Origin of the sequence: Vibrio sp. T9 (genome assembly GCF_003123985.1) — a bacterium.
GTDB classification, from domain to species: domain Bacteria; phylum Pseudomonadota; class Gammaproteobacteria; order Enterobacterales; family Vibrionaceae; genus Vibrio; species Vibrio diabolicus.
In genome coordinates this window covers 30,240-54,781 of the sequence record NZ_NIGY01000007.1, presented here as the reverse complement: position 1 = coordinate 54,781, position 24,542 = coordinate 30,240, and the positions used below count along the sequence as shown (strand labels likewise).

Here is a 24,542-nt window from a genome sequence, read left to right as displayed (position 1 = left end):
AACGATTTGAGCTGGAGAAGTAATAAAAGAACTAAGTAGGTGCACGCAGTGGATTCAGTTATATTACAGTTAAAAAAAGACTTTTATTCGCAGATTCGTGCATTGCAAACCTCGAAACTGCCTCAAGTTACATCGTCTCTTGCCGTATTAACCGAAGAAGAAATTCAAGAACTCGAAGCGGTATGGATAGAGCTTACGGTTTGGAAACGTAGCCAAACACATTAAATCATCACCCCTACATACAACTCATTATCAACCCCAGACAAAATTTGTCTGGGGTTTTTTATTGTAGTTTTTCAAAATTGTTATACTATAACAATTCGTCAGCGCGGGGAGTTGTTCTCTTTGGCTGTCTTTAGGGGATAACTGCTCTCAATTGTGATCTCTATATTGAAAAATGCGGTATCAATCCCCATAGTTGAAGAGCAATGAGTGAATCCCATGAATGCAATAACGAAAACGCATCAAGCGCATCAAGCAATAAATCGAGTGAGTATAGATATGGCGGAAGTACGTGCCAGAGTAGATTTTAAAGTCGGGGCTAAAAGTAATATCGATGCTGAAATCCTGTCTTTTCGTGGCCTGAAGACAGATAAAGAGCATGTGGCAGTTATCTTTAGGCAAGCGGATCAAACGCAAGAAACGCCTTTGGTGCGTATGCATTCAGAATGTCTTACTGGTGATGTTTTTCACTCATCCCGCTGTGATTGCGGCGAGCAATTAGAAGAAACCATTCAACGCATGGGCGAATCTGGCGGTATTATTTTATACCTACGTCAGGAAGGTCGTGGTATTGGTCTATACAACAAGATTGATGCGTACCGTTTGCAAAGCCAAGGTATGAACACCTATGAAGCAAACAACCATTTGGGTTTTGACGATGACCTTCGTGATTTCACTGAAGCAGCGCAAATGCTCGAAGCATTAGGTGTAAGTAAAATTCGCCTTGTGACCAACAACCCTAAGAAAATCCGTGAATTAGCAGAATACGGCATCGAGATTGTTGAGGTTGTCAATACCTCTGCACATATTAAAGATGGTAATGAAAGCTACCTAAAAGCAAAAGTTTCTCATGGTAAGCACAATCTAAAATTCTGATTTTATTTATTAAATTATCAGTTTTGCATGTTAAAAGCCTCACAACGATGAGGCTTTTTTTGTATCTAGAGTTGAAAATAAATTGTAAATTTGTATTATCTCGTGACTAATAGTGCAAATAAGAATAATTAGCACTACGAATAAAACAAATAAATTGCTCAACAAGGATGCTTCAGATGAATGCAAAAACAGTTTTAGTCCAATCTATTGCTGCATCACTCCTCATTGCCAGTGGTTCTACCGTTGCTGCCCAAGTAACGAAACAACAAGTCGTTGAACATTATGCAGACGTTGCACATGCAGTCTTTGCTGACTCAGTGACAACGGCGAAAACGCTCGACGTAAAAATCGACGAATTCCTAAAATCGCCATCAGCGGATAAGCTTGAAGAAGTAAAACAAGCGTGGCTAGACTCTCGCGTTCCGTACCAACAATCTGAAGTATTCCGTTTTGGTAACGCGATTGTTGATGACTGGGAAGGGCAGTTAAATGCCTGGCCACTTGATGAAGGCCTAATTGACTACGTAGCGACAGATTACCAATATGAACTCGGTAACGAAGGCGCTGCTGCAAACATCATCGCAAACACCAGTTTACAGATTGGTGCTTCTAAACTAGACGTTGCAAAAATTACTCCAGAATTGCTAGCGGATCTCAACGAAGTAGGTGGTTCTGAGGCAAACGTTGCGTCAGGTTACCACGCGATTGAATTCTTACTTTGGGGTCAAGACCTAAACGGCACAAACGCAGGTGCAGGTCAGCGCGCTTACACGGACTTCGTTGTCGGTTCTGAGTGTACGAATGGTCACTGTGACCGTCGTGGTGAGTACCTAAAAGTGGCAGCCGATCTACTGGTTCAAGACCTTGAATGGATGGAAAAACAGTGGTCTGCGGAAGTGAAAGGCAACTACCGTGAAACGTTTCTTAATGATTCTGCGGATAATGGCCTACGTAAAATGTTGTTCGGTATGGGTTCATTGTCTTTAGGTGAGCTTGCTGGTGAGCGTATGAAGGTGGCGTTGGAAGCAAACTCGACAGAAGATGAGCACGATTGTTTCTCAGACAATACGCACAACTCTCATTACTACAACGAGCAGGGCATCTATAACGTTTACACAGGTCTTTACAAGCGTGAAGACGGCACATTGCTTTCTGGTCCGAGTATTGCTGACCTAGTGGCTCAAAAAGACAAACAAGCAGCTAAAGAGATCCAGAAGCAGTTTGATGTTACGCGTAATCAAGTTGGTAAATTGGTTACGTCTGCGGAGAAGAACAACCAACACTTCGACCAGTTAATTGCAGCGGGTAATGCACAAGGCAACACGTTAGTGAATGACACCATCATGTCATTGGTTGCTCAAACCGGTTCAATTGAACGTGCTGCGGGTATCATTGGTATTGATAGCCTAAGCCCTGATACTGCAGACCACGAGTTTTAATCAAAGTACAAAAAATAATTGAAAGGGCTCGTTTGAGCCCTTTACCGTTTTAACTCGCTGTTATCCCACCCCTCTTGTTGTGTTTTAGAGCAATGATATGAAGCCTTACTTAATTTCGGCCTTGGCCGTGATCTTTTCTTCTACTGCTATCGCGTATGATGTGAAATCTGGTGGACAAACGAGCGTGAAAAAAGAAGGCGCCAACGCGTATTCTCTTCCTGCCGCGAACCTTCCTATGAGTAAACGTCTTGATTTTAGCGTGGGCAATAGTTTTTTCCGCAACCCTTGGGTACAAGCGCCAGCGTCTACCGATGCCAGAGATGGTTTGGGACCTCTTTTCAATACAAATGGTTGTCAAAACTGCCACATCAAAGATGGTCGTGGTCATCCTCCAGAGCCAAATGATTTGCATGCGGTGTCCATGTTAGTGCGTTTGAGCATCCCTGCGATGACGTCAGAACAAAAAACAGCGTACATCAGAGACGGCGTTATACCTGAGCCGACTTATGGCGGCCAGCTCCAAGACTTTGCCCTGCAAGATCAAACGCCAGAAGGAAAAATCGAAATCACCTACACCGATGTGCCAGTGAAGTTTAAAGACGGCACGAAGGTGACATTAAGAAAACCTCATTTGAATATTACCGATCTAGGTTACGGCGATATGCACCCTGATACGGAATTTTCAGCGCGTGTTGCACCGCCAATGATCGGCCTTGGTTTGTTAGAGAGTATTCCTGACGAAACGCTACTTGCATGGGCTGATGCACAAGATGCAAATAAAGACGGTATCTCAGGTAAAGTAAACAAGGTTTGGGATATTGAGAAGGACGACTTCTCGATTGGTCGTTTTGGCTGGAAAGCCGGACAACCGACGTTAATGCAGCAAAATGCAGCAGCATTCAATGGTGATGTGGGTCTGACGAGCCATTTATTCCCCAATGAAAACTGTACCTCGAAACAAAGTATTTGTGACGACATGCCAAATGGCGGCAAACCAGAAGTGAGTGAAAATATTCTCGACTTCGTTGAGTTTTACAGCCAGCACTTAGCCGTACCTATTCGCCGAAATATGAACAATCCTAGCGTGAAACTCGGTCAGAAAATCTTTGCGGCTTCTGGCTGTGAAAGCTGCCATAAGACCAGTGTCAAAACGGCGAAGCGACCAGAGTTACCAGCGCTTTCTGAGCAGCTTATCCATCCATATACAGACATGCTTCTGCACGATATGGGTGAAGGTTTAGCCGATAACCGTCCTGAGTACTTAGCAAACGGCCGTGAATGGCGAACGGCACCCTTATGGGGCATTGGTTATACCGAAGAAGTAAACGGGCATACTTACTTCTTACATGATGGCCGCGCCCGTAATCTGATGGAAGCGGTACTGTGGCACGGCGGTGAAGCGGAAACGGCGAAACAAAACGTCTTAGCACTGAATAAAAAAGAACGTGACGCATTGATTGCGTTTCTGAATTCTCTATAAGGAAGCAACCATGAAAAAAACACTGTTAGTGAGTGCGATTGCCGCAACGTTAAGTTTGGTTGGTTGCCAATCGACCATCGGTTCGAGCTCTGCCAAGCCTGAGAGTACAAGTCATATTTCTCAAGCGGTCTACGAAGTTGAGTTTCAATCTGCGCAGACGTTTTTAGCGCAAACCACAGAACTTGAACAAAGCTTCGCGGATTACTGCACATCAGAGACGAAAGATGATACGCAAGTAAAACAGCAATGGCACCAAACTATGCTGACGTGGATGGCATTACAAGGTCAAGAGCGTGGCCCTGCTACGGCGTTGGAGCAAAGTTGGAATGTCCAGTTTTGGCCAGATAAAAAGAACACCACCGGCCGAAAAATGTCTGTGCTGACGAAATCTGACCAAGTTTGGAGTGCGGAAAAGATCTCCACGCAAAGTGTTACTGTGCAAGGCCTAGGTGCACTAGAATGGCTGCTTTACGATAAAGCGTCGACCTTATCTAGCAACAGCAATACCTGTGCGACAGGTGTTGCAATTGCTGAAAACCTAGAGAACAAAGCGCAGATCATCGCAGATTCTTGGGCACAAAATCCTTGGAAGTCGTTAGAGATGACGGAATGGAAATCCGAGTACATTTCGCTGCTCTCTAATCAGCTTGACTACAGCATGAAAAAGCTGAGCAGACCGTTAGCTAAAATTGGTCAGCCTCGTCCTTACTTTTCTGAATCTTGGCGTTCAGAGACGTCGCTTTCAAACTTAAAAGCAAACCTTGAAGCAATGGAAGCGCTGTATCTTGCCAACGGTAATGGTCTAGATACTCTACTAAGAGAGCAAGGCCATGCAGGTCTCGCAGACCGTGTTGTTCACCAGTTTGAAATGGCGTTGGAAACATGGCCGGAAGATAAGAGTTTGTTCATGGCTTTACAAAGTAAAGAAGGCTACCGCATGGTACTCGCTCAATACAATAAGCTAGAGCAATTGAAGTACTTGATCCATGAAGAGGTGGCGATCGAGCTTGGCGTGGTTATAGGATTTAATGCAACTGATGGTGACTGATCAAACCCGCCGAACCTTACTGAAAGCCGCACTCTTTGGTGCGGCCGCACCTATGATGCCATTTGGTTGTGCTTCAACACGTTCACGTCAACCAGCGTTGATTGGCTGCTCAATCATCGGCCGAGATAAATACGCAGCAGTAGTGGCCGATGAGCATGGTATGCCGCTATCTTCGTTGCCGATTCCTGAACGTGGTCACGGTGTGGCAACAAACCCACAAGGCCACGCCGTAGTTTTTGGTCGTCGACCAGGTACTTTCTTCATGGTGTTTGATTATCGCTCAGAGCAGATGATCAAACTGCAGCTAGCAAAGCCAAATCGCCATTTCTATGGTCATGGTGTTTACTCCCATGATGGCACGTTGCTATTTGCTACAGAAGGGGAAAGGGGCACAAGCCGTGGGATCATTGGTGTTTATGATGTGCAGAAGCAATATCAAAAAATCGATGAGTTAACGGGTTTTGGTCTAGGTCCTCATGAAGTGATCATGATGCCTGATGGTGCATTAGCGATTGGCGTCGGTGGCGTACACACCAACGGGCGTGAACCGCTCAATCTTGATAGCATGAGACCAAGCCTGAGTTACCTTTCACAAGAAGGTGAGCTGTTGGATCAAGTCTCTTTACCAGATCATAAGTTGAGCATCCGTCATTTAGCGCATGATGGTGCAGAGACGGTACTGTGTGGTCAGCAATATCGTGGAGAGCCGGATGAATACCCAGCTTTACTTGCGATGCACACTCGTGGAGGCGTGATGCAATCTTTGCATGCGGAACCCGAAGAGTGGGCGAGATTTAATCACTATGTCGCGAGTATCGCGGCGACGGATGAATGGATCCTTGCGACTTCTCCTCCGGGCAGTTGTTATGGGATATGGTCCAAAGCTACAGGGAAGTTGGTTGAGTTAAGTGCTTTGCCAGATGCATCGGGAGTGGTGACATATGGAAAGGAATTCAGGGTCAGCTCTGGTGCTGGCAAAGTGGTTGAGCAAAGGCCAACAACACATAAAAGCGCTTCTTTTAGTGGTGTTCAATGGGATAACCATTGGTCAAAGATTGTTTGAACCCAAATAGATAAAGAAACTTGATGTTAATTTCAACATCAGATTCTTAATTTTAAACCTGCAAGCTGTGAGATATTTGCCATACTTTTCATTATGGCAAGTAGCGCAAGGATCGTTTCAGTGTTTGCTAGGGTTTTAATCATGACGGCACTTATGGTGCCGTTTTTCAGCTTTTCTACCGTCGTTTCTCTCGAAGCTTCTGCACAAACAGAGCAAGAGGGAGCGGTACAAAAGCTGTCTGTCGAAAAAATGATCCATTATCCAGAGGTGATTGACCAGCTTTATCAAAGTACCAATTACCGTTTGAACTGGGAAAATGAAAGCGATATTGAGCAGTTTCTTTTTCAAGTAAACTTGCTTGCTCTTGCTGGCGTCACGGACGAATTCGAGAATCAACTCCATCGTATAAACCAAGTTCGATGGCAGGGAGATAACCTCGACTTTGATTTGGTGATGACAGATTCACTGTTGATGTATCTCAGCTATCTCGAGCAGCTCCCTGAAGAAGGTATCAATTGGTTATTTGCTAACAAAGCCCACGTGATTTTACCTGCTCCTAGCATCGATACTTTGTCCGTACTGAGTAACGAAATTACGGTTGGCAAACTTAGTCAATTCTTAGCAAGCCTTCGCTCTCCTTTACAAACGGACGAAGCTTTTTATTCCGCTTACTCCTCTTTATCCGAGCACGCTCAGTATCAATATCCAATCTATGAACAAACGGGCCTTGCCCGTGTCGGTGACCAATTAGAAAATAAACCGCTTCTGATTGAGCGTATGGAAGTGGTCGGTGTGGATGTATCGTATTTAGATATCACGACCCAACAGTATGATGAAGAATTAGAGTTAGCGGTGAAAGAGTTTCAGCGTATTCATGGCTTGAAAGAGGATGGGGTGATTGGCCCGAATACCATTCGATGGATCAACTTTTCTCCTCAAGAACGATTGCATCTATTGGCGCTGAACTCAGAACGTTCAAGGATTTGGTCCAAAGACAGAGATAATGTTGTCTTTGTAAATGTACCTGGATACGAAGTGACGTATTGGCACGATGGTCAACCGTTGTTCGAGTCTAAAGTTGTGGTTGGCAGAGCCTCAAGAAAAACACCAATCATGTCGGGAACTCTTGACTCCGTCATTCTCAACCCCACATGGAATGTGCCATGGACCATAATGGTGAAAGACATCATTCCTAAAGTGAAACGTAATCCGATGTATTTGATTAACCACAACATTCAAATCATCCGGTCTTGGACGTCAAACGAAATTATTGACCCTACAACCATCAATTGGGCGACGGTGAATCCGAGAACATTTCCTTATCGTATGCGGCAGGCATCGGGCTTACACAATGCATTGGGATTGTATAAGTTTAATATGCCAAACCCCCAAGCTATCTATTTGCATGATACGCCAAGTAAAAACTTGTTCGAACGAGATAGACGCGCATTCAGCTCCGGGTGTGTCCGCGTTGAACATGCCGACCAACTGGCGGAGCTCTTATTCAAAACTCAGGGATTAGAAGAACGCCTAGCGAAAAAACGGGAAAGTACGCGTCGCTCTAACACGTCGGTTCCTTTAGGAGAACGCATCCAAGTGCACATTATTTATCAAACCGCATGGCTAGAAGAGGGAACACTTTACTACCGAGATGATATCTATAAATACGATCACCGTAGTTGAAATCTTTAAATAAAATTTACAAAACTAAGAATCTTCTGTTTGTTCAATAATTAAGCGTTAATCGACACATCTTAAAATTAGGGTGGAGCGATTTATGCATTTGACGTGACAAATGTGTTTGGGTAATGTCCGCGACTTGTTTAGTTGTTGAGCATTGTTTTTTGAAATGGTAAGTCGTAATTTTTCCCGCCGAGATTTCCTTAAAATGACCGCTGGTGGCGTGGTTTTGGCATCTGCCTTGCCATCGATTTCATGGGCTTCATTCCCTGACGAGCCACGTGAGTTGGCGATGAACAACCTTAATACTGGAGAGCTCCTCGAAACATGCTATTTCGATGGTAGACGCTATCTTGATGATGAACTAAAAAAGCTGAATGAGTTTTGTCGTGATCACCGTCGAAACGAAGTTCATCCGATGGATCGACGCTTGTTCGATCAAATCAGCCAGATTCAAAAGCTGATCGGTACAGATGCAGAAGTCATTGTAATTTCTGGTTACCGTTCGCCTTTGACCAATGCGTCCCTGCGTAAAGGGGCTAGCGGAGTGGCGAAGAAAAGTCTTCATATGGAAGGTAAGGCCATAGACTTCCGTCTTGATGGAGTGAAATTGTCTACTGTACGCGATGCAGCAATTAGCTTGAAAGCTGGTGGTGTTGGGTATTATCCAAGTAGTAACTTTGTCCATATCGACACAGGTGCTGTGCGTTCTTGGTAAGTCAATAGCAAGCCTCAGCAGGTCTTGAAGTCGCATGGGGTTAGTGTCATAGTTGCGCCAGTTTTAACGCAAATTTGTTTGGTAATAGGTTTTCTATGGCTCTGAAATACCAAGTTGTCCCAGTGACATCTTTTTCTCAAAACTGTTCTATCGTGTGGTGTGATGAAACGATGAAAGGCATCGTTATTGACCCAGGCGGTGACGAAAAGCAACTTGCTATGCTCATTAAAGAGCTTGGCATCGAGATCGTCAACTTGGTGCTAACTCATGGTCACCTAGATCATGTTGGCGGAACAGAGCCGCTGGCTGCAATGCTTGGTGGTACTGAGATCATTGGTCCTCATAAAGCGGATAATTTTTGGTTACAAGGTCTAGAAGGGCAAAGCCAAATGTTTGGTTTCCCATTGACTGAAGCCTTTGAACCGCATCAATGGTTAAATGAGGGTGACACTGTCACGTTTGGTAATCAAGTATTAAAGGTATTCCACACACCAGGTCATACCCCTGGTCACGTTGTTCTTTATAGTGAAGAAGCGCGATTGGCGTTTGTGGGCGACGTATTGTTTAACGGTAGCATTGGCCGAACTGACTTCCCACAAGGTGATTTCAATACCTTGATTAGCTCTATCAAAGAGAAATTGTGGCCTTTAGGCAATGATGTCACGTTTGTCCCTGGTCACGGCCCTCAATCGACTTTCGGTCACGAACGTAAAACTAACCCGTTCGTTGCTGACGAGATGCCGCTTTACTAAAAGCGCGTGTAGTAAGCATTATTCTGGCTCGGCGGCAGCTAAGTATCGCCGAGTCAGTCCCACAAAATCCTCTGCTTCACGATCTAGGTCACTGGCTGATATAAACAGATCGTAGCCGTAAAATCCTCTTTGATATTTCATACGGTTGGCGAGCATCGCCAGTAAGCCTTTATACTCAATCCCATTGCTGTTTATGTATGGCTTAGGATCAAGCACCATATCTTCAAACTTATCTTCACACTGATTTTGCTTCGCACCTAAATAAAGTAGTGCGCGTTGGCTAAGGAGAATTTCTGTCGCTATACGAGGGCAGATCGAATCCAAATAAGGTGAGTAGTGTTTTAGACGAATACCAATCCAAGGTAGCGGCTGATGCCACCCTTCCTGCTGGTAGCTACAAATCCCTATTGACTCAATATTTCGCCATCGGACGACCCATCCGCCTTTAAAAAGGTGTTGTTGGAAGTGAGAAGCTGTCAGCGTAAAAGTGACTTGGCTTTTTTTGATCATCAAGATGGCGAAACCAACAATTGCAGACATCAAAATGACCGACAACATGGCTTGCTTCCATCCCGGAGAAATGACAACCAAAAACAGGGTTATCAGTGCAACGAGCAACAAAAGTATTCTGTTGATAGGGGAGTCGGGTTTGAAATGTGAATTTGTTAGGTGCAGCGTTTCCATGCTTATAACCTCATCGAATACTTGATCAAAAATGCGTGGATGACTAAATGTGCATTGACTTGCATTTGAAATAAAAGAAACCTCTGTTTTTATACCCAGTATTCAATAAATCCGTTCATAAAATATCTGATTAAATAGTAGACGTTCTATGCTTTGAGCGCATTTTTCATCGCGTTTCGCCGCTAAAACCTACAAATTGCTTGTGAATTTTGGTATAAAACGCGCTTCAAATTTTCATCCCTGCTGAGATGCAGTGAACTGGAGAAATATTCAATGAGACTTGCTCATAAGCGTAAAGTGCAGATGAAACTGCAAAAACGCATTAAAGCGACAGTAGCAAACTTAGCTGCAGCACCTAAAGCAGTGAAGCCTGTTGCCGAAAAAGCAGTAGCACCTTCTGTTGCTGAAAAAGCTGTTGCTGAGAAAGTAGTAGCTGAGAAAAAAGTAGCTGCAGTGAAAACAGTTGATGTTGCCCTTACTCCTAAGCAACAACAAGTATTAGACATCGTTGTAGCAAATGCTGAAGGTATCAACCCTAAAGGCATTGGTCTAGCTGCAGGTCAAGAAGATACTAAAGCGGCATCATGGGCTACTGGCGCACTGAAGAAGCTTCTTGAAGAAAACCTAGTTCAAAAAGAGCAGTTAGCAGGTAACAAAGTTATCTACAAAGCAGTTTAATTACCGCTACCGTTCTAGCTTGAATACCTCGGCCAATGCCGGGGTATTTTTTTATCTTCGTATTGAAAATAATCTATTAGGAATTGATTTTAACGCTGCCAATAAGTGCTTTGTCACATTTTCTTAAATACTATGTAAATTTTTTGGCAGAGAAGTACGTACGTATCATTTTTCTTTTTGCCTCGTTACAGGAAAAGTAACTCATTAATTTTATGATAATTAAACTTGTTGCATAACAGCTGTCCTACGTAGTTATACGTAATACCTAAGGCTAATGTCTTATTGATGAATTACTCGCTTCCGTGTTCATGCCCATTTCGCATTCGACAACATTGTTACATCTTTTATACCGAATACAGCCAATCCTAATGAAATGGATGACAACAATAACCTTGGTGATAAAGGACGTGAACGATGAGTCTAATCCAAAAATCTTTAAAACGAGTGCTCAAAACAACCGCTGTCGTTGCCGCGATGACATTCGTTGTGACTTCTGCAAATGCTGCTGAAAAAGTCTATCGTTTAAAGCTTGCTGAAACTTGGGGACCTAACTTCCCTATTTTTGGTGATGCGACAAAAAACATGGCAAAAATGGCAGAGGAGATGTCCAACGGGCGTCTGCAAATCCGTATTGATTCCGCAAACAAGCACAAAGCGCCTTTTGGGGTGTTTGATATGGTTAAGTCTGGCCAATACGACATGGGCCACTCGGCGTCTTACTACTGGAAGGGCAAGGTTCCAAACACACTTTACTTCACTTCTATGCCTTTCGGTATGCTACCAACTGAGCAGTATGCGTGGTTTTACTACGGCGGTGGTATGGAGCTGATGGAGAAGGTGTACTCTCCACATAATTTGATGTCTTTCCCTGGCGGTAATACCGATACTCAGATGGGCGGGTGGTTCCAGAAAGAGATCAAGTCCGTCGAGGATTTGCAGGGTTTGAAAATGCGTATCCCAGGTTTTGCTGGTGAGATCTTGGCAGAGCTAGGTGCAAAACCAACGAATATCGCCCCTGGTGAACTATATACCTCTCTAGAGCGTCGCACAATTGATGCCTTGGAGTGGGTTGGTCCATCATTGGATTTGCGCATGGGATTCCACAAAATCGCGCCATACTACTACACAGGTTGGCATGAGCCAGCAACTGAGCTTCAGTTCCTTGTTAATAAGCGTACTTGGAACCGTCTACCTGATGATCTAAAAGCGATTTTACAAGTAGCAATGAAAACCGCCGCTTACGATATGTACACGCAATCGAAACACGAAAGTGGCAAAAACTGGGCATCTATCAAATCTGAATACCCAAATGTTGAAGTCAAAGACTTCCCGCCTGAAGTAGTGGCTGCGTTGCGAGAAGCAAACGATCGTTTGTTGAAAGAGCACGCAGAAAAAGATGCTTTGGCGAAAGAGATTCAAGAGTCGCAAGCGAACTACATGAATCAAGTTCGACCTTGGTCAGACATTTCACACAGAGCTTACTTAAACAGTCAAGCTCAACAATAACGTTATGACGCAGGCGACGCCGAGAGGTTTAGCCTGCGAACGAAGCCCAAGAAAACTTCATAATGAATGCTCCGCACCATAGCGGAGCGTATCCAAACGTTCCACGGAGTTCGGAATGAGAAGTCTTATTTATATTGAGCGATTATTTAACCGCTTTAGCGATTTCCTCGGATGGTTGTCCAGCATCCTGTTTATTTTATTGTTGGTGAATGTGGTTTACGACGTTGTGATGCGATATGTATTCAACGATGTATCCATTGCATTCCAAGAAATGGAATGGCATCTATTCTCCGCCGTATTTCTGCTTGGTGTGCCTTACGCGATTAAGTCTGGTGGCCATGTTCGCGTTGACATTTTTTATGAACGCTTATCTTACAAAGCACAATCCATCATCGACATCATAGGCACGCTATTTTTCTTATTCCCTTTTTGCCTACTGGTGGCTTGGTTTGGTGTCGATTTCGCCAAAGAAAGTTACGCGCTAGGCGAGACGTCTGGTGACCCAGGCGGATTGCCATATCGTTGGATCATCAAGGCGATGATTCCGCTGTCATTTTTCTTTATGGCAGTCAGCGGCATTGGACTGCTGCTGCATTCGATCAACAAGATTGTTAACCCTCATCTTATCTATGCCGGTAATAACGGTAAGTCGTAAAAGGAAGTCATTATGATCGGTATAGTGATGTTTTTTGTCGCGCTTTTTGCGCTTTTATTGGGATTCCCCGTTGCCTTTACTTTTGGCGGTATTGCACTGATTTTTGGTGTTTGGGCTGAAGGCATCGAGATGTTTGCTTTCATGCCATATCGTATTCAATCCATTATGGAAAATACGGTGCTAATGGCCGTACCATTGTTTGTCTTCATGGGACTAGTACTTCAGAAGACGAAGCTTGCAGAGCAACTGCTTGAGTCAATGGGACGTCTGTTCGGCGGTGTCCGTGGTGGTATTGCTATTTCGACAGTATTAGTTGGCGCATTACTTGCCGCATCAACGGGCGTAGTCGGCGCATCGGTTGTTGCGATGGGGTTGATCTCACTGCCTGTGATGCTTAAATACAATTACGACAAAGGCTTGGCGTGCGGGACTATTTGTGCGTCTGGTACCTTGGGACAAATTATCCCGCCTTCTATCGTGTTGATCTTGTTAGGGGATGTACTCGGCGTTCCGGTCGGGGACTTATTCCAAGCTGCAATCTGGCCCGGTATCACGCTCGTCGGCGCCTATGTTATCTACATTCTTATTTACGCGAAGTTGAATCCTCACGCCGCACAGGCGATAGAGCGCGATGAGTCGATCAGTCGAAAGCAAGAAGTGTTCACCGCGCTGAAAGCCGTTTTACCGCCACTAGCACTGATCATTGTGGTATTGGGCTCCATCTTTGCAGGGATTGCAACGCCAACAGAGTCAGCGGCTCTGGGCGGCGCTGGTGCGATAGTTCTGTCGTTACTGTATAAGCAGTTTAGTTGGTCGATGATTTATGATGCATCGAAAGAAACCGTTAAAGTAACCGCAATGGTCTTTGCTATTTTGCTAGGGGCAACCGCCTTCTCAATGGCATTTACCTACACTGGCGGTGATTATCTAGTCGAAGAGTGGATGTTAGAACTGCCGGGTGAAAAGTGGGGCTTCCTCATCATTACCATGGTGGTGATTCTGATTTTAGGCTTCTTTATCGACTTCGTTGAAATCTGCTTTATCATCGTGCCAATTATTGCGCCGGTCGCTGAGTTGATGGGTATCAACATGACGTGGTTTGCGATTCTTATCGCAATGAACTTACAGACATCATTCCTAACACCGCCATTTGGTTTTAGTTTGTTCTATCTAAAAGGCGTCGCACCAGCAGGTGTCACTACGCGAGATATTTACAAAGGTGTGATGCCGTTTATCGCGATTCAAATTGTCGTGTTGGCTTCTTTGCTGTTTTTCCCAGGCTTTTATGGCATGAGTTGATCACTCGATAATAAAAGAGATTTTGTGAACTGAGAGTTTTTACCTTTTGAGACAAGTTGTTAAGCTGCTATTTATGTCTAGGCGGACGAAGTCGAGTTATTTGTGCTGCTAAGATAGTGAGCTGTAAAGCAGCGTTTCATGGAGGAAAGGGATGCCTCTCAAAGCAAAGTTAATTCTGCTGACATTGATACCCGTGGTATTGGTGTCAGCGAGTATCAGTTGGATTTCTATCTATCAAACCAAGACTCTTGGCAAAAGGGAGGTAGAGATCTTTCATCAAAACCTGATCCAATCAAAAGAGGCGGCGCTCAAAGACACGGTCGACGTCGCCTTTGACTCCATTTCTTATATCTACAACGATCCAACCTTAGAAGAGAGCGTTGCTAAAACACGCGTGAAAGCGATTTTAAACCGTTTAAGCTACGGAGCAGACGGCTACTTTTTTGCTTACGATAAATACGGCACCAACCTTGTACATCCTGTTCTTCCAGAGCTAGTCGGAGAGAACTTACTCTATCTTGAAGACGAGAATGGCGATCGTCTAATAGAAGCTTTGTTGTATCAAGCTCAATCAGGTGGTGGGTTTCATCAATACCTGTGGCAAAAGCCATCTACGGGTGAGGTCGTCCCAAAGCTTAGCTACGCCGCATGGCTCGATAAGTGGGAATGGATGATAGGGACAGGGCTCTATATTGAGGACGTCAGCCAAGAAGTTGCCAATATGCGTGCTGCGGTGAACAAAAATATCGAAACGACTTTTTTCTCGGTCGTCGTGATCTTAGCGGTGACCGTTGCTGTAATTATCGTTCTCACTTTAGCGATCAATCTGCATGAACACCGTCTTGCCGATAAAAACCTTAAAGAGTTGGCACATAAAACCGTCATGTTTCAAGAGGATGAGAAAAAGCATCTAGCGAGAGAGTTGCATGATGGAATCAACCAGCTGTTAGTTTCTAGTAAATGTCATTTGGATTTAATGAGTCATAGACTGGAAGACGAAAAACTCAAATCCCACTTAGATAAATCGCAACGCTCATTGGTCACCGCGATAAATGAAGTAAGGCATATTTCTCATCAACTTCGCCCTAGCGCCCTTGATGATATCGGCTTAGAGGCGGCACTGACCACTTTACTGCAAGACTTTCACTCTCACTCTGGGATTGATATCGAGAGTAATTTTGATACTCAGCAGTACAAACTGACGTCGGAGGTCGCGACAACCTTGTATCGTGTTGCTCAAGAGTCTTTGAACAACATCGAAAAACACGCAAGAGCGAAAAAAGTGACGGTTACTTTGCAAAAAATGGGCAATATGCTGCAATTACTCATACGTGACGACGGTGTTGGCTTTGTGGTTAACCAAGCAGTGCACCAACAAGGGATTGGGTTAAGGAACATGCAAGAGCGTGTAGAGTTCATTGGTGGTGAGTTTGAACTGATGAGTGAGCTTGGTTTAGGAACAGAGATTACCGTGCTGCTTAATTTGGATGAATTAGTTTATGGATAAACCGATTAGTGTGGTGATTGTTGATGATCATCAAGTGGTCTTAGATGGCTTCATGGCTCGCTTGGAGTTAGAGCCTGACATTGAAGTGGTCGGTACGGCAAGCAATGGGCTGGAAGCGATAGAAGTCGCAAAGCACCTTCAGCCTGATGTCATCTTGATGGACATTAGCATGCCGATAATGAACGGTATTGAAGCGACTGGGGTAATTAAAGAAGAGCGTCCAGAGAGCAAAATACTTATGCTGACCATGCACGATAACCGTGAATACATCATGAAGGTCATGCAAGCTGGCGCAGTAGGGTACATGCTCAAGGAAATCTCGGCCGAGAAAATGGTGCAAGCAATAAAAACGGTAAATCAAGGTTCAACGTATTTCTGCGAGTCTGTCACACAAACGCTTTTTACCCAAGAGGTGGTGCCAGCCACTCAAAAAACGAATCCACTCAGCCGAAGGGAAGAGGCGGTGCTTAAATTAGTCGCTCAAGGAAACAGCAGTAAGAAAATAGCCACACTACTTAACATTAGCTACCGAACGGTAGAGACGCATCGCCACAACATTAAGCACAAGTTGGATTTACATTCGACGGCGGAGCTAGCGAAATATGCGTTTGAAACAGGGTTAACAGAGTAGGAGAGTAGTGCCCGCAAAAAGCGAGCACGTGAGAGCGAAATTAATCGACTTTTGTAATGCTGCCAAGCTCTAGCATTGGAGCGACATCGATATCCTCTGCATTCATCATTGTTGAGATGCGTTGAACGGAAGATAGCAGCAGAGACTGCTCCCATTCTTCCAATTTTTGGAATCGATTAATGAAGTGTTCCTGCAATGGCGTTGGTGCTTGCTTTAGGGCTTCTTGGCCTTTGCTCGTAAGTACAGCATGCACTTTACGCTTGTCTTGAACACTGCGTTGACGCTCAACAAACTGGCCTCGTTCTAGTCTATCTAGAATGGTCGTTGCGGTCGCTTGGCTCATGTTAGTGTGGCTAGACAACTGTTTAATCGTTACGTTATCTAACTCATTGATAGCACGCATCAAAATCAACTGTGGAGCGGTCAATCCAGACTCTTTGCTCAGCTTTTTAGAATGTAAATCAATAGCGCGGATGATCTGACGAATCGAGACCAATACTTCTTCGTACTTTTCCAATTTATTCATCCAGTCTGTAGGGAACATTTATCGAGGCGACACTAACTTAAATGCGCCCTTATTTAAAGGGGTGGAATCAAAAATTACCACTACAATTTTAAGTAGTGTCTCCAATTTCATTTTGTCGCGTCGTGTAGACAAAATAAGAAGACCTAAAATTATTATAGCAATAAATGTTTGTGGTCTAACTATTGCGCTAGTGGTTTATCCTTTTAAAGGCGGAAATTGCTGAGTGAAAAGTAAGTTATTGGATTTTTTCATAGCAAAAAGATAGACAAAAACGTGTCAAATGATAGGATCTTGCGCCTTCACGGAATGTAAAACGTATCGTGTTCGAAAGATTTTTTTGTTTGGTACGTAAAAACAGTACAAAAATAGAGAGGAACGATGACAAAGGGTATAGATAAGTACAGTATCGATAGTACCGACTATACGGTAGGTCAAGACAACGTTCAAAAATGGGGTTTTGATGTTCATAACCCAGTTTTTGGTATTAGTGCAGGTTTAATTGCGCTGTTTCTTGTCGCTGCATTAGTTCTAGATGCACATACCGCAAAGACGGCACTTGATGGGCTGAAATGGAAGATCATTGGTTCATTCGATTGGTTGTTCATTATTGCAGGTAATATTTTCGTTATTTTCTGTTTGGCACTTATCGTTTCGCCAATGGGTAAAATCCGCCTAGGTGGTAAAGACGCTGTTGCCGATTACTCGTTCATGTCATGGCTTGCAATGCTATTTGCGGCTGGTATGGGTATCGGTTTAATGTTCTGGAGTGTCGCAGAACCTGTCGCTTACTTCACTGGTTGGTATGAAACGCCACTCGGTGTTGAAGCAAACACACCAGAAGCAGCGAGATTGGCACTGGGTGCGACGATGTTCCACTGGGGTCTTCACCCATGGGCAATTTACGGTGTTGTAGCACTTTCTTTAGCATTCTTTGCCTACAACAAAGGTTTACCGCTTTCTATGCGCTCGATCTTCTACCCGCTTCTGGGTGATCGCGCGTGGGGCTGGGCTGGTCATATCGTGGATATCTTGGCCGTTCTTGCGACCTTGTTTGGTCTTGCAACGTCACTGGGCTTAGGTGCACAACAAGCGGCAAGTGGTATTCATCACGTATTTGGTGTTGAGCCAGGACTGGGCCTACAAATCGTCGTCATTACCGTTGTAACTTTGCTTGCTGTTGTTTCAGTCGTACGTGGTATTGATGGTGGCGTTAAAGTCATTAGTAACATCAACATGGTTGTGGCGTTCTTGCTACTGATTCTTGTTGGTCTTATCGGTTGGGCTGCGAGTTTAGGCTCGATTCCAACCACACTTATGGCATACGTAGAGAATATTATTCCGCTAAGTAACCCGTTTGGTCGTACAGATGAAGCATGGTTCCAAGGCTGGACAGTATTCTACTGGGCTTGGTGGATTTCATGGTCACCATTCGTCGGTATGTTCATTGCGCGTGTTTCTCGCGGTCGTACCGTTCGCGAATTCATTACAGCCGTTCTATTGGTTCCAACCGCTGTTACTGTTGTTTGGATGTCAGTATTTGGTGGTCTAGCGATCGAGCAAGTTGTTGATAAAGTAGGTGAGTTGGGCACGAATGGTTTGACTGACGTTTCACTTGCTATGTTCCAAATGTTCGATGTTCTTCCATTTGGTAGCATGCTTTCAATCATTGCTGTTGTGTTGGTACTTGTGTTCTTCATCACGTCTTCTGACTCTGGTTCACTTGTTATCGACAGCATCACAGCGGGCGGTAAAGTCGACGCTCCTGTACTTCAACGTGTTTTCTGGGCATTTATGGAAGGTGCAATTGCGGTTGCTCTACTGTGGATTGGTGGCTCAGAAGCAGTTCAAGCGCTTCAGGCAGGTGCAATTTCTACAGCACTACCGTTTACCTTCATTCTGCTTGCAATGTGTGTGAGCTTATTGATGGGTATGAGAACAGAACGTCAATAATTCAGGCATTTTATAAATCTGTCTGAGTAACAAGTAATCAAAAGGCCAGCATTTTGCTGGCTTTTTTTGTGCGGTTTTTATGACGGTGAGACAAAAAAATGACACATGAAAGTTCATATTTTACAAAGAGTTAATGTGCTATTTTGTTTTTTAAAAATTAGTGAATAGTCGTGAAAAAGTGTGTAATATTCACACACCTTAACTGTTCTCCCAACTCAAAAACTATAAATATGAAATTATCATTAAAACAAAAGCTTATTGGCGCAAGCCTTTCTGCTGTTGTTGTGATGGCAACAGCACTTACTTGGTTGTCGGCTGGTCAATTATTTGATCAGACTCGTTCAGGTGTCTATTCACGTGCGCAAAGTCTAAGTACTACTGCGTCAGAAGGAATTTCTGATTGGGTCAATATCCGTAAAGATATTGCTACCGCATTCAACGACTACTCGACAGAGCAAGACGTTGTCCCTTTCCTACAACAAGCTCGCAAGGCTGGTGGCTTTGATGACATCTTCCTTGGTACACCAAACGGTGATATGTATCGCTCTCACCCTGAGCGTAACCGTGCTGATTACGACCCTCGTACTCGTCCTTGGTACAAAGATGCTAACGCCGCAGGTAAGCAGATCATCACAGCTGCATATCAAGATGCAATCACTAACGCGCTGCTTGTAACCATTGCTGAGCCAGTAATGAAAAATGGTCAGTTTGTTGGTGTTGTTGGTGCAGATGTACTGATCGATCAGCTCATCAGCGACGTGATTAACCTAGATGCAGGTGAAAATGCGCATGCGATGTTAATCGATATGAACGAAGGTACGTTCCTAGCGCATCCTGATAAAAGCTTAACGCTTAAGCCTATCACCAGTGTTCTAAAAGACTTTTCAGAAGAGGCAATCGAGCGTGCTGCAGATGAAGGTCGTATCGAAGATACGGTAATCAAAGGCAAAGAGAAGCTTTACTACTTTAATAAAGTACCTGGCACGCATTGGATGTTCGCTATTGAAATGGATCGCGCAACGGAAGAAGCAGGGCATGCGGTATTGCTACGTGACCTATTGATCACTGCAGTGATGATCACCATTGTGGTTATTCTTGCGGTATCTTGGTTGGTTGGTTTCTTGTTCCGTGACTTGAGCCGCGTATCAAATGCACTTGAGGAAATTGCATCTGGTGAAGGTGACTTAACGCAACGACTAGAACCACGCAGTGATGATGAAGTCGGTAAATTGGCTGAAAACTTCAACCGCTTTGTTGGCAACATGCACACGATGGTGACCAAGCTTAGTCACGTATCATCTGCGCTTTCAGAGCAAGCACGCACGACGGCACAGCAAGCTGAAGAGCGCAGTCAGCGTATCTCTTACCAGCAAGATGAGATCAACATGGTTGCGACGGCTGTGAACGAAATGGCAGCAGCAACACAAGAAATTGCAGGTAATGCAGATAGCACGGCAAGTAATTCAGAGGAAGCGGTTCAAGCTTGTTCACACGGTTCTAGCCAAGTGACTCAGACGCAAGGTTCTATCCAGAACTTGGCGCAAGAAGTTCAAGTTGCCACTGATGTGATTCAAGAGCTAGAAGCACACGGAAATAGCATCAATACGATTCTATCAACGATTCAAGGTATTGCTGAGCAAACTAACCTACTTGCACTTAACGCGGCAATTGAAGCAGCACGTGCAGGTGAACAAGGTCGTGGCTTTGCTGTGGTTGCGGATGAAGTTCGCGTATTGAGCCAACGCACTCATGCTTCAACGCAAGAGATTCAAGAAACTATCGAGATGCTACAGGGCACAACAGCGAAAGCGGTTGGCATCATGGGTGATAGCCGTCGTCTGGCTGACACCAGTGTTGATGATGCAAACGCGGCAGCAGCGAGCTTGACGCAAATCCATACTGCTGTTGAGCGCATCAGTGACATGGCAACGCAGATTGCATCGGCGGCAGAAGAGCAAGCATCGGTAACAACCGAGATCACGCGTAATACTGAAGGCATTCGTGACGTTTCTAACGAGCTGTCGGTAGAAGCTCATCAAGCAGCAGAACAAGCTGCCCACCTATCTGAGCTTTCACACGAATTAGAGCAAGAGATTCAACGCTTTAAGCTGTAATCGGATACCGGCCTAAATAAAAAGGAGCCATTTGGCTCCTTTTTTGATCGCTTATTAAGCTAGAAAGACGTTATAGCCAGAACTCACTGATCGGTTGGTCTTCGCTATAATGATGGGCGATTTGCGCTTGTAGCAGTTCTGCCGTAGCAATTGCATCGGTTAATGCATGGTGAGGGGTATAGTCTGGCAGACCATAACGGCGTCGAGATTGCGCTAGCCGAACCGATTCTGGCTTTTTGCCTTTTAAACGCTCCCAGAGTGAGCCAGAGCGTTTCTGTTGAATGGTTTCTTCAAGATGCAGCGTATCTATCACTGGAAACTCAATTCCTTCCCCTAATCGGCTTTTGAGAGCTTTATCCAGAAATTCTCTCTCGATACGACGATAATGCACAACAATGATTTTTCCGCTTAAGCATGGTAGTAGCTCGCTTAAGATGTCACCCAAGTCAGGTGCATCGATCAATTCACTGTGAGTAATACCATGTATGATTACCGAGTCTTCATCGAGTGTTCGCTGCGGGCGAACTTTCCAATGACGCGAATTGCGCAAAAAAATCCGCTTCAAGTTAAACGGCACTAAACCAATGGTAATGATGTCATGTTTCTCGGGGTTCAACCCCGTCGTTTCGAAATCTAGCGCGACGAACTCCACCTCAGACAGGGGGGTCTCTGGTGCAGGTGGTTTATTGCTATAAAACGCAATTAAATTCTCATCTTTAGCCATCTCCAACTTTTGTTCAAATTTCGTTGGCCACTGAATGGTTGGCTTCTGAAAGAGTTTTTTGATCATGTTCAACCTCACTTAAAGCTCTTATTCGCTTGGTAGCGGAACTTAAGGAAGTTCTGACCATTGCTTAGGATTTGGAAAGCATCTTTTAGGTTGCGACGTTCAAATTCAGAGAGATTTTCTGGTTCGATATTGTTATCTGGGTCAATGCCTAATTCCACGTCCGTCGCTTGGTGACGAATACGCACCATGGAAATAAACTCTAGTGCGTCTTTTAAGTCTTGTGCACGACCTTTTGGCAAAATGCCAGCATCAATGATGTCGTCGAGACGCTCAAACGAGTTCTGTGCACGTGAGCCAACCGCCAGAGAGTGAACACGAATTAAGTCGACCAGAGGAGCCGTACCGCGACGTTTGAGGTTGATGGAGTTGTTGTGTCTGCCATCTTTCTCCATCACAAAGTCTTTAAAGAAGCCAAGTGGCGGCGTTCGGTTAAGTGCGTTGCGAGCCAGACAGGCTAAGAAGCGATTGTTTTTACGCGCACGACGAACAATAAAGCTGGTTAATTGTTCTGCCCATTTTAAGCGACCGTAAACGCCATCCAAATCGAAAAAGATGGACGCGTTGAGTAGCGCTTTCGGGTTCGGGTTATCAATCCAGTCAGCGAAGCACTCTTCCCACTCTGAACGAGTCATGCGCCATAATGGGTTGGTTGCCATAATATCGCCCGTACAATACTTGTAGCCACAGGCATCTAATCCATCACTGACGTATTTCGCTAAAGCTTCGAAGTACTTGCCATGTTTCTCTTCTTGGTAGGTCTCATCTAGAATGATGGCGTTATCTTGGTCAGTCACCAACAGTTGCTCATCACGTCCCATTGAGCCAAGTGCAAGGAAACAATAAGGAATTGGTGGTGGGCCAAGCTCTTCTTCAGCCATTTCTAACAGACGTTGTTTGAAGCTTCGACCAATCACGGACATCGCACTGCCCACCATGTGTGAGTTGGCATCTTCGTTGACCAGGCGTACAAAGCTGCTTTTTACTTCTTCAGCAACAACTGCCAAATCTTCGATGGTCTGTTGTTGGAAAATGCTGCTCACCAATAAGAGCGAGTTTTGTGATTCATAACGAACAATGTCGGTTGTTTCGATAATACCAATAGGTAATTGGTTTTTAACCACAGGCAGATGGTGCACGTTGTAACGCAGCATGGTTAACATTGCTTCATAGATGTAGGCATTGTGATCAAGAGACATGACTTCAGTGGTCATCACACTTGATACATCGTCCTGTGGAGACAAGCCTTCGGCTAACACACGGGTACACAAGTCACGGTCAGTAATAATACCAAGTACCGGAGACTGTGGGTCATCTTCGTCACGAACGAAATCTGGATCGACTATAAGTAGAGCAGATACGTTGTCATTCGCCATCTGCTGCGCGGCTTGCTGGATTGTCTGTCCTCGATCAATCGTATGAGCATCGCCAGTCAGCAAGGTTTTCACTTTCGATGTCGTCAGATCATTTGCATCTTTGTTTTCTGAAATTGCTTGGCGTAAACGAGCACTATTTTCCACTTCGACAAAGTCTGCAAAGGAATCAAAGTTGTCGTATATTTCTTGGAAAACGTCACCAGGAATACAGTAGAGAAGAGTATCTTCAATGGCTTTTACCGGAAAGCGTACTTTGTTGTTGGTTAGCATTCCCATCTGGCCAAATAAGTCACCTTCATCAAGACGGTTATAAAGCTCTCCTTTGCGTCGATAAACTTCTACGACCCCGCTTCGCACCACGTAGAGATCTTGGATATAGTCTCCAAAATGGATGATTGGGGTATCTTCTCGGTAGTACGAGATCTCGACACTCTCTGTCACCTTGTTTAGTGTTTCTTCAGGGAGTTCATTGAACGGGGGATACTTGGCGAGAAAGTTATAAATCTCGAGAAGTTCTGCATCCATCGAAGGTGCCTTTTAGTTCGCAAATAATAAAGTAATCTTAACTTAGTTTTAAAACAGAGTCTTATCTGAACCGTGATTTTCGTACTCAGTCATAAGATTCTGACATATCGCACGATAAGGAATCGGCATTTCTACTACTATATAGTCACTCAAAAGGTGAGCGGACGTGGTCGATATATTTTTGGCCAATGCTTGATTTAGAGGCATAGCAGATTTCAAATCGTTACCGCGTCTGTAAACTAAGTTATTTTTGTTGAACTAAGCCACTCAAGGTGATTTGGGGGCAGTGTTTAAATAATTCTCATGAAAGGAAGTCGAATGGTGAGAAGTTTATTGCTTGCGTCTTTAGCTGCTTTGCCAGCAGTAACTAGCGCGGCGGTCATGGACCAAGCAGAAAAATTTGGGTATGAACACATTCACCTGGATGTGGGTGCCGGAACCACAAATGAAGAGTGGTTAGATAATTCGAACGCGACCACAATTGGGCTCGGTGGTAATTACTTATTTACTGAGAACTGGTTGTTTAATGTCGATTACTCGGCGCAGTTTTTCCATCCGGACGACTTTACTCTTCGCATTGACCGTTTGTTGTTTGGTGGTGGTTATCGTTATGGGATTACGGATCAATTCGATATCTACGGTAAATATGGAATAGGTGCAATCAAAGCGAAAGCGACGGACGACAAAACGGATAATACGTTATCTTCAGATAGCGAATTGCTTCAAGCCGTCACCGTTGGGGTGAATTACTTATTCAGTGAAAAACTTATTGCGACGGCCGAGGTGGAAGTTAACCGCAGTGATATCGTCGATGAGAACAATTTTAAGATAGGTTTTAACTACCAATGGCATGATGTTATTGGTACTGGTCTTTTTTATCAGTTTAGAGATACCGATTACAGCGGTGAGAGTTCTGATTATGTCAATGAAGTGGGGCTGAGTTTGAAGTTTGTCTACTAGCGGACAGGTTCATTTATTGGCAATAAATAAAAAAGGTCAGCTTATGCTGACCTTTCCTTTTAATAA

22 protein-coding genes are annotated in these 24,542 nt (G+C 44.4%); 18 read left to right on the top strand and 4 right to left on the bottom strand.

Annotation, left to right across the window (positions count from 1 at the left end; genetic code table 11):
• Window positions 1–48 precede the first annotated feature (48 nt).
• From CBX98_RS15185 to CBX98_RS15145, 9 genes are all read left to right on the top strand, one after another.
• Complete coding sequence (locus CBX98_RS15185) at window positions 49–225, top strand: hypothetical protein (RefSeq protein ID WP_005394761.1); 177 nt, start codon at window positions 49–51, stop codon at window positions 223–225.
• A 216-nt stretch (window positions 226–441) separates the two neighbouring features.
• Complete coding sequence (gene ribA / locus CBX98_RS15180) at window positions 442–1,098, top strand: GTP cyclohydrolase II (protein ID WP_005394759.1); 657 nt, start codon at window positions 442–444, stop codon at window positions 1,096–1,098.
• A gap of 176 nt (window positions 1,099–1,274) precedes the next feature.
• Window positions 1,275–2,537, top strand: coding sequence for an imelysin family protein (locus tag CBX98_RS15175; protein ID WP_172605976.1), 1,263 nt, complete (start codon window positions 1,275–1,277; stop codon window positions 2,535–2,537).
• Between the two features lie 97 nt (window positions 2,538–2,634).
• On the top strand, window positions 2,635–4,017 hold the full coding sequence (locus CBX98_RS15170; protein WP_109169687.1) for a di-heme oxidoredictase family protein: 1,383 nt from the start codon (window positions 2,635–2,637) through the stop codon (window positions 4,015–4,017).
• Between the two features lie 10 nt (window positions 4,018–4,027).
• The gene (locus CBX98_RS15165) at window positions 4,028–5,065 is read left to right on the top strand and encodes an imelysin family protein (RefSeq protein ID WP_109169686.1); all 1,038 of its coding nucleotides are present in this window, start codon (window positions 4,028–4,030) and stop codon (window positions 5,063–5,065) included.
• Window positions 5,046–6,128, top strand: coding sequence for a DUF1513 domain-containing protein (locus CBX98_RS15160; RefSeq protein WP_109169685.1), 1,083 nt, complete (start codon window positions 5,046–5,048; stop codon window positions 6,126–6,128). Before CBX98_RS15165 ends, CBX98_RS15160 begins: the two co-directional genes overlap by 20 nt.
• Window positions 6,129–6,269: 141 nt before the next feature.
• Window positions 6,270–7,811 carry a L,D-transpeptidase family protein gene (locus tag CBX98_RS15155; protein WP_172605975.1) on the top strand — a complete coding sequence of 514 codons (1,542 nt, stop codon included), beginning with the start codon at window positions 6,270–6,272 and terminating at the stop codon, window positions 7,809–7,811.
• Window positions 7,812–7,977: 166 nt separating this feature from the next.
• Window positions 7,978–8,526, top strand: a complete 549-nt coding sequence (locus tag CBX98_RS15150) for a DUF882 domain-containing protein (protein ID WP_048625700.1) — start codon at window positions 7,978–7,980, stop codon at window positions 8,524–8,526.
• Between the two features lie 95 nt (window positions 8,527–8,621).
• Window positions 8,622–9,278 carry an MBL fold metallo-hydrolase gene (locus tag CBX98_RS15145; protein ID WP_048625699.1) on the top strand — a complete coding sequence of 219 codons (657 nt, stop codon included), beginning with the start codon at window positions 8,622–8,624 and terminating at the stop codon, window positions 9,276–9,278.
• A gap of 18 nt (window positions 9,279–9,296) precedes the next feature.
• On the opposite strand, the gene CBX98_RS15140 is transcribed toward CBX98_RS15145, so the two are convergent.
• Window positions 9,297–9,962, bottom strand: coding sequence for a DUF2982 domain-containing protein (locus CBX98_RS15140; protein WP_046876193.1), 666 nt, complete (start codon window positions 9,960–9,962; stop codon window positions 9,297–9,299).
• A 273-nt stretch (window positions 9,963–10,235) separates the two neighbouring features.
• Here CBX98_RS15140 and CBX98_RS15135 point away from each other — a divergent pair, with 273 nt between their 5' ends.
• The 6 genes from CBX98_RS15135 to CBX98_RS15110 all read left to right on the top strand — a co-directional run bounded on the left by CBX98_RS15135 (window position 10,236) and on the right by CBX98_RS15110 (window position 16,238).
• Window positions 10,236–10,640, top strand: a complete 405-nt coding sequence (locus CBX98_RS15135) for a hypothetical protein (protein ID WP_005394736.1) — start codon at window positions 10,236–10,238, stop codon at window positions 10,638–10,640.
• A 414-nt stretch (window positions 10,641–11,054) separates the two neighbouring features.
• Entirely contained in the window at window positions 11,055–12,146 is a 1,092-nt protein-coding gene (locus tag CBX98_RS15130) for a TRAP transporter substrate-binding protein (RefSeq protein WP_005394734.1), read from the top strand.
• Window positions 12,147–12,261: 115 nt separating this feature from the next.
• Complete coding sequence (locus CBX98_RS15125; protein WP_047009966.1) at window positions 12,262–12,801, top strand: TRAP transporter small permease subunit; 540 nt, start codon at window positions 12,262–12,264, stop codon at window positions 12,799–12,801.
• A 12-nt stretch (window positions 12,802–12,813) separates the two neighbouring features.
• Window positions 12,814–14,100, top strand: a complete 1,287-nt coding sequence (locus tag CBX98_RS15120; RefSeq protein ID WP_109169683.1) for a TRAP transporter large permease subunit — start codon at window positions 12,814–12,816, stop codon at window positions 14,098–14,100.
• A 151-nt stretch (window positions 14,101–14,251) separates the two neighbouring features.
• Window positions 14,252–15,607: a cache domain-containing protein gene (locus CBX98_RS15115; protein ID WP_005394729.1), complete on the top strand. Its 1,356-nt coding sequence runs from the start codon at window positions 14,252–14,254 to the stop codon at window positions 15,605–15,607.
• The gene (locus CBX98_RS15110; RefSeq protein ID WP_005394727.1) at window positions 15,600–16,238 is read left to right on the top strand and encodes a response regulator transcription factor; all 639 of its coding nucleotides are present in this window, start codon (window positions 15,600–15,602) and stop codon (window positions 16,236–16,238) included. Before CBX98_RS15115 ends, CBX98_RS15110 begins: the two co-directional genes overlap by 8 nt.
• 40 nt (window positions 16,239–16,278) lie before the next feature.
• On the opposite strand, the gene CBX98_RS15105 is transcribed toward CBX98_RS15110, so the two are convergent.
• The gene (locus CBX98_RS15105) at window positions 16,279–16,755 is read right to left on the bottom strand and encodes a MarR family transcriptional regulator (protein ID WP_031780419.1); all 477 of its coding nucleotides are present in this window, start codon (window positions 16,753–16,755) and stop codon (window positions 16,279–16,281) included.
• Between the two features lie 387 nt (window positions 16,756–17,142).
• Between CBX98_RS15105 and CBX98_RS15100 the strand changes: the two genes are divergently transcribed.
• Together CBX98_RS15100 and CBX98_RS15095 are read left to right on the top strand one after the other, a co-directional pair.
• Window positions 17,143–18,714, top strand: coding sequence for a BCCT family transporter (locus CBX98_RS15100; protein ID WP_005394723.1), 1,572 nt, complete (start codon window positions 17,143–17,145; stop codon window positions 18,712–18,714).
• A 230-nt stretch (window positions 18,715–18,944) separates the two neighbouring features.
• A complete protein-coding gene (locus CBX98_RS15095) occupies window positions 18,945–20,828 on the top strand; it encodes a methyl-accepting chemotaxis protein (RefSeq protein WP_012841645.1) in 1,884 nt (627 codons plus the stop codon).
• A gap of 70 nt (window positions 20,829–20,898) precedes the next feature.
• Here the strand turns inward: CBX98_RS15095 and CBX98_RS15090 are convergent, their stop codons facing one another.
• Both CBX98_RS15090 and CBX98_RS15085 read right to left on the bottom strand, forming a co-directional pair.
• Window positions 20,899–21,618: a 3'-5' exonuclease gene (locus tag CBX98_RS15090; RefSeq protein WP_172605974.1), complete on the bottom strand. Its 720-nt coding sequence runs from the start codon at window positions 21,616–21,618 to the stop codon at window positions 20,899–20,901.
• Window positions 21,619–21,626: 8 nt separating this feature from the next.
• On the bottom strand, window positions 21,627–23,516 hold the full coding sequence (locus CBX98_RS15085; RefSeq protein ID WP_005396868.1) for a DUF294 nucleotidyltransferase-like domain-containing protein: 1,890 nt from the start codon (window positions 23,514–23,516) through the stop codon (window positions 21,627–21,629).
• Window positions 23,517–23,834: 318 nt separating this feature from the next.
• Between CBX98_RS15085 and CBX98_RS15080 the strand changes: the two genes are divergently transcribed.
• On the top strand, window positions 23,835–24,476 hold the full coding sequence (locus tag CBX98_RS15080) for an outer membrane beta-barrel protein (protein WP_046876189.1): 642 nt from the start codon (window positions 23,835–23,837) through the stop codon (window positions 24,474–24,476).
• Window positions 24,477–24,542 lie beyond the last annotated feature (66 nt).

Coding starts and splice junctions, on each gene's coding strand:
- CBX98_RS15120 (WP_109169683.1), top strand. CDS start 12,814: ATGATCGGTATAGTGATGTTTTTTGTCGCGCTTTTTGCGCTTTTATTG.
- CBX98_RS15130 (WP_005394734.1), top strand. CDS start 11,055: ATGAGTCTAATCCAAAAATCTTTAAAACGAGTGCTCAAAACAACCGCT.
- CBX98_RS15100 (WP_005394723.1), top strand. CDS start 17,143: ATGACAAAGGGTATAGATAAGTACAGTATCGATAGTACCGACTATACG.
- CBX98_RS15145 (WP_048625699.1), top strand. CDS start 8,622: ATGGCTCTGAAATACCAAGTTGTCCCAGTGACATCTTTTTCTCAAAAC.
- CBX98_RS15140 (WP_046876193.1), bottom strand. CDS start 9,962: ATGGAAACGCTGCACCTAACAAATTCACATTTCAAACCCGACTCCCCT.
- CBX98_RS15160 (WP_109169685.1), top strand. CDS start 5,046: ATGCAACTGATGGTGACTGATCAAACCCGCCGAACCTTACTGAAAGCC.
- CBX98_RS15090 (WP_172605974.1), bottom strand. CDS start 21,618: ATGATCAAAAAACTCTTTCAGAAGCCAACCATTCAGTGGCCAACGAAA.
- CBX98_RS15095 (WP_012841645.1), top strand. CDS start 18,945: ATGAAATTATCATTAAAACAAAAGCTTATTGGCGCAAGCCTTTCTGCT.
- CBX98_RS15165 (WP_109169686.1), top strand. CDS start 4,028: ATGAAAAAAACACTGTTAGTGAGTGCGATTGCCGCAACGTTAAGTTTG.
- CBX98_RS15125 (WP_047009966.1), top strand. CDS start 12,262: ATGAGAAGTCTTATTTATATTGAGCGATTATTTAACCGCTTTAGCGAT.
- CBX98_RS15135 (WP_005394736.1), top strand. CDS start 10,236: ATGAGACTTGCTCATAAGCGTAAAGTGCAGATGAAACTGCAAAAACGC.
- CBX98_RS15170 (WP_109169687.1), top strand. CDS start 2,635: ATGAAGCCTTACTTAATTTCGGCCTTGGCCGTGATCTTTTCTTCTACT.
- CBX98_RS15110 (WP_005394727.1), top strand. CDS start 15,600: ATGGATAAACCGATTAGTGTGGTGATTGTTGATGATCATCAAGTGGTC.
- ribA (WP_005394759.1), top strand. CDS start 442: ATGAATGCAATAACGAAAACGCATCAAGCGCATCAAGCAATAAATCGA.
- CBX98_RS15085 (WP_005396868.1), bottom strand. CDS start 23,516: ATGGATGCAGAACTTCTCGAGATTTATAACTTTCTCGCCAAGTATCCC.
- CBX98_RS15150 (WP_048625700.1), top strand. CDS start 7,978: ATGGTAAGTCGTAATTTTTCCCGCCGAGATTTCCTTAAAATGACCGCT.
- CBX98_RS15080 (WP_046876189.1), top strand. CDS start 23,835: ATGGTGAGAAGTTTATTGCTTGCGTCTTTAGCTGCTTTGCCAGCAGTA.
- CBX98_RS15115 (WP_005394729.1), top strand. CDS start 14,252: ATGCCTCTCAAAGCAAAGTTAATTCTGCTGACATTGATACCCGTGGTA.
- CBX98_RS15175 (WP_172605976.1), top strand. CDS start 1,275: ATGAATGCAAAAACAGTTTTAGTCCAATCTATTGCTGCATCACTCCTC.
- CBX98_RS15155 (WP_172605975.1), top strand. CDS start 6,270: ATGACGGCACTTATGGTGCCGTTTTTCAGCTTTTCTACCGTCGTTTCT.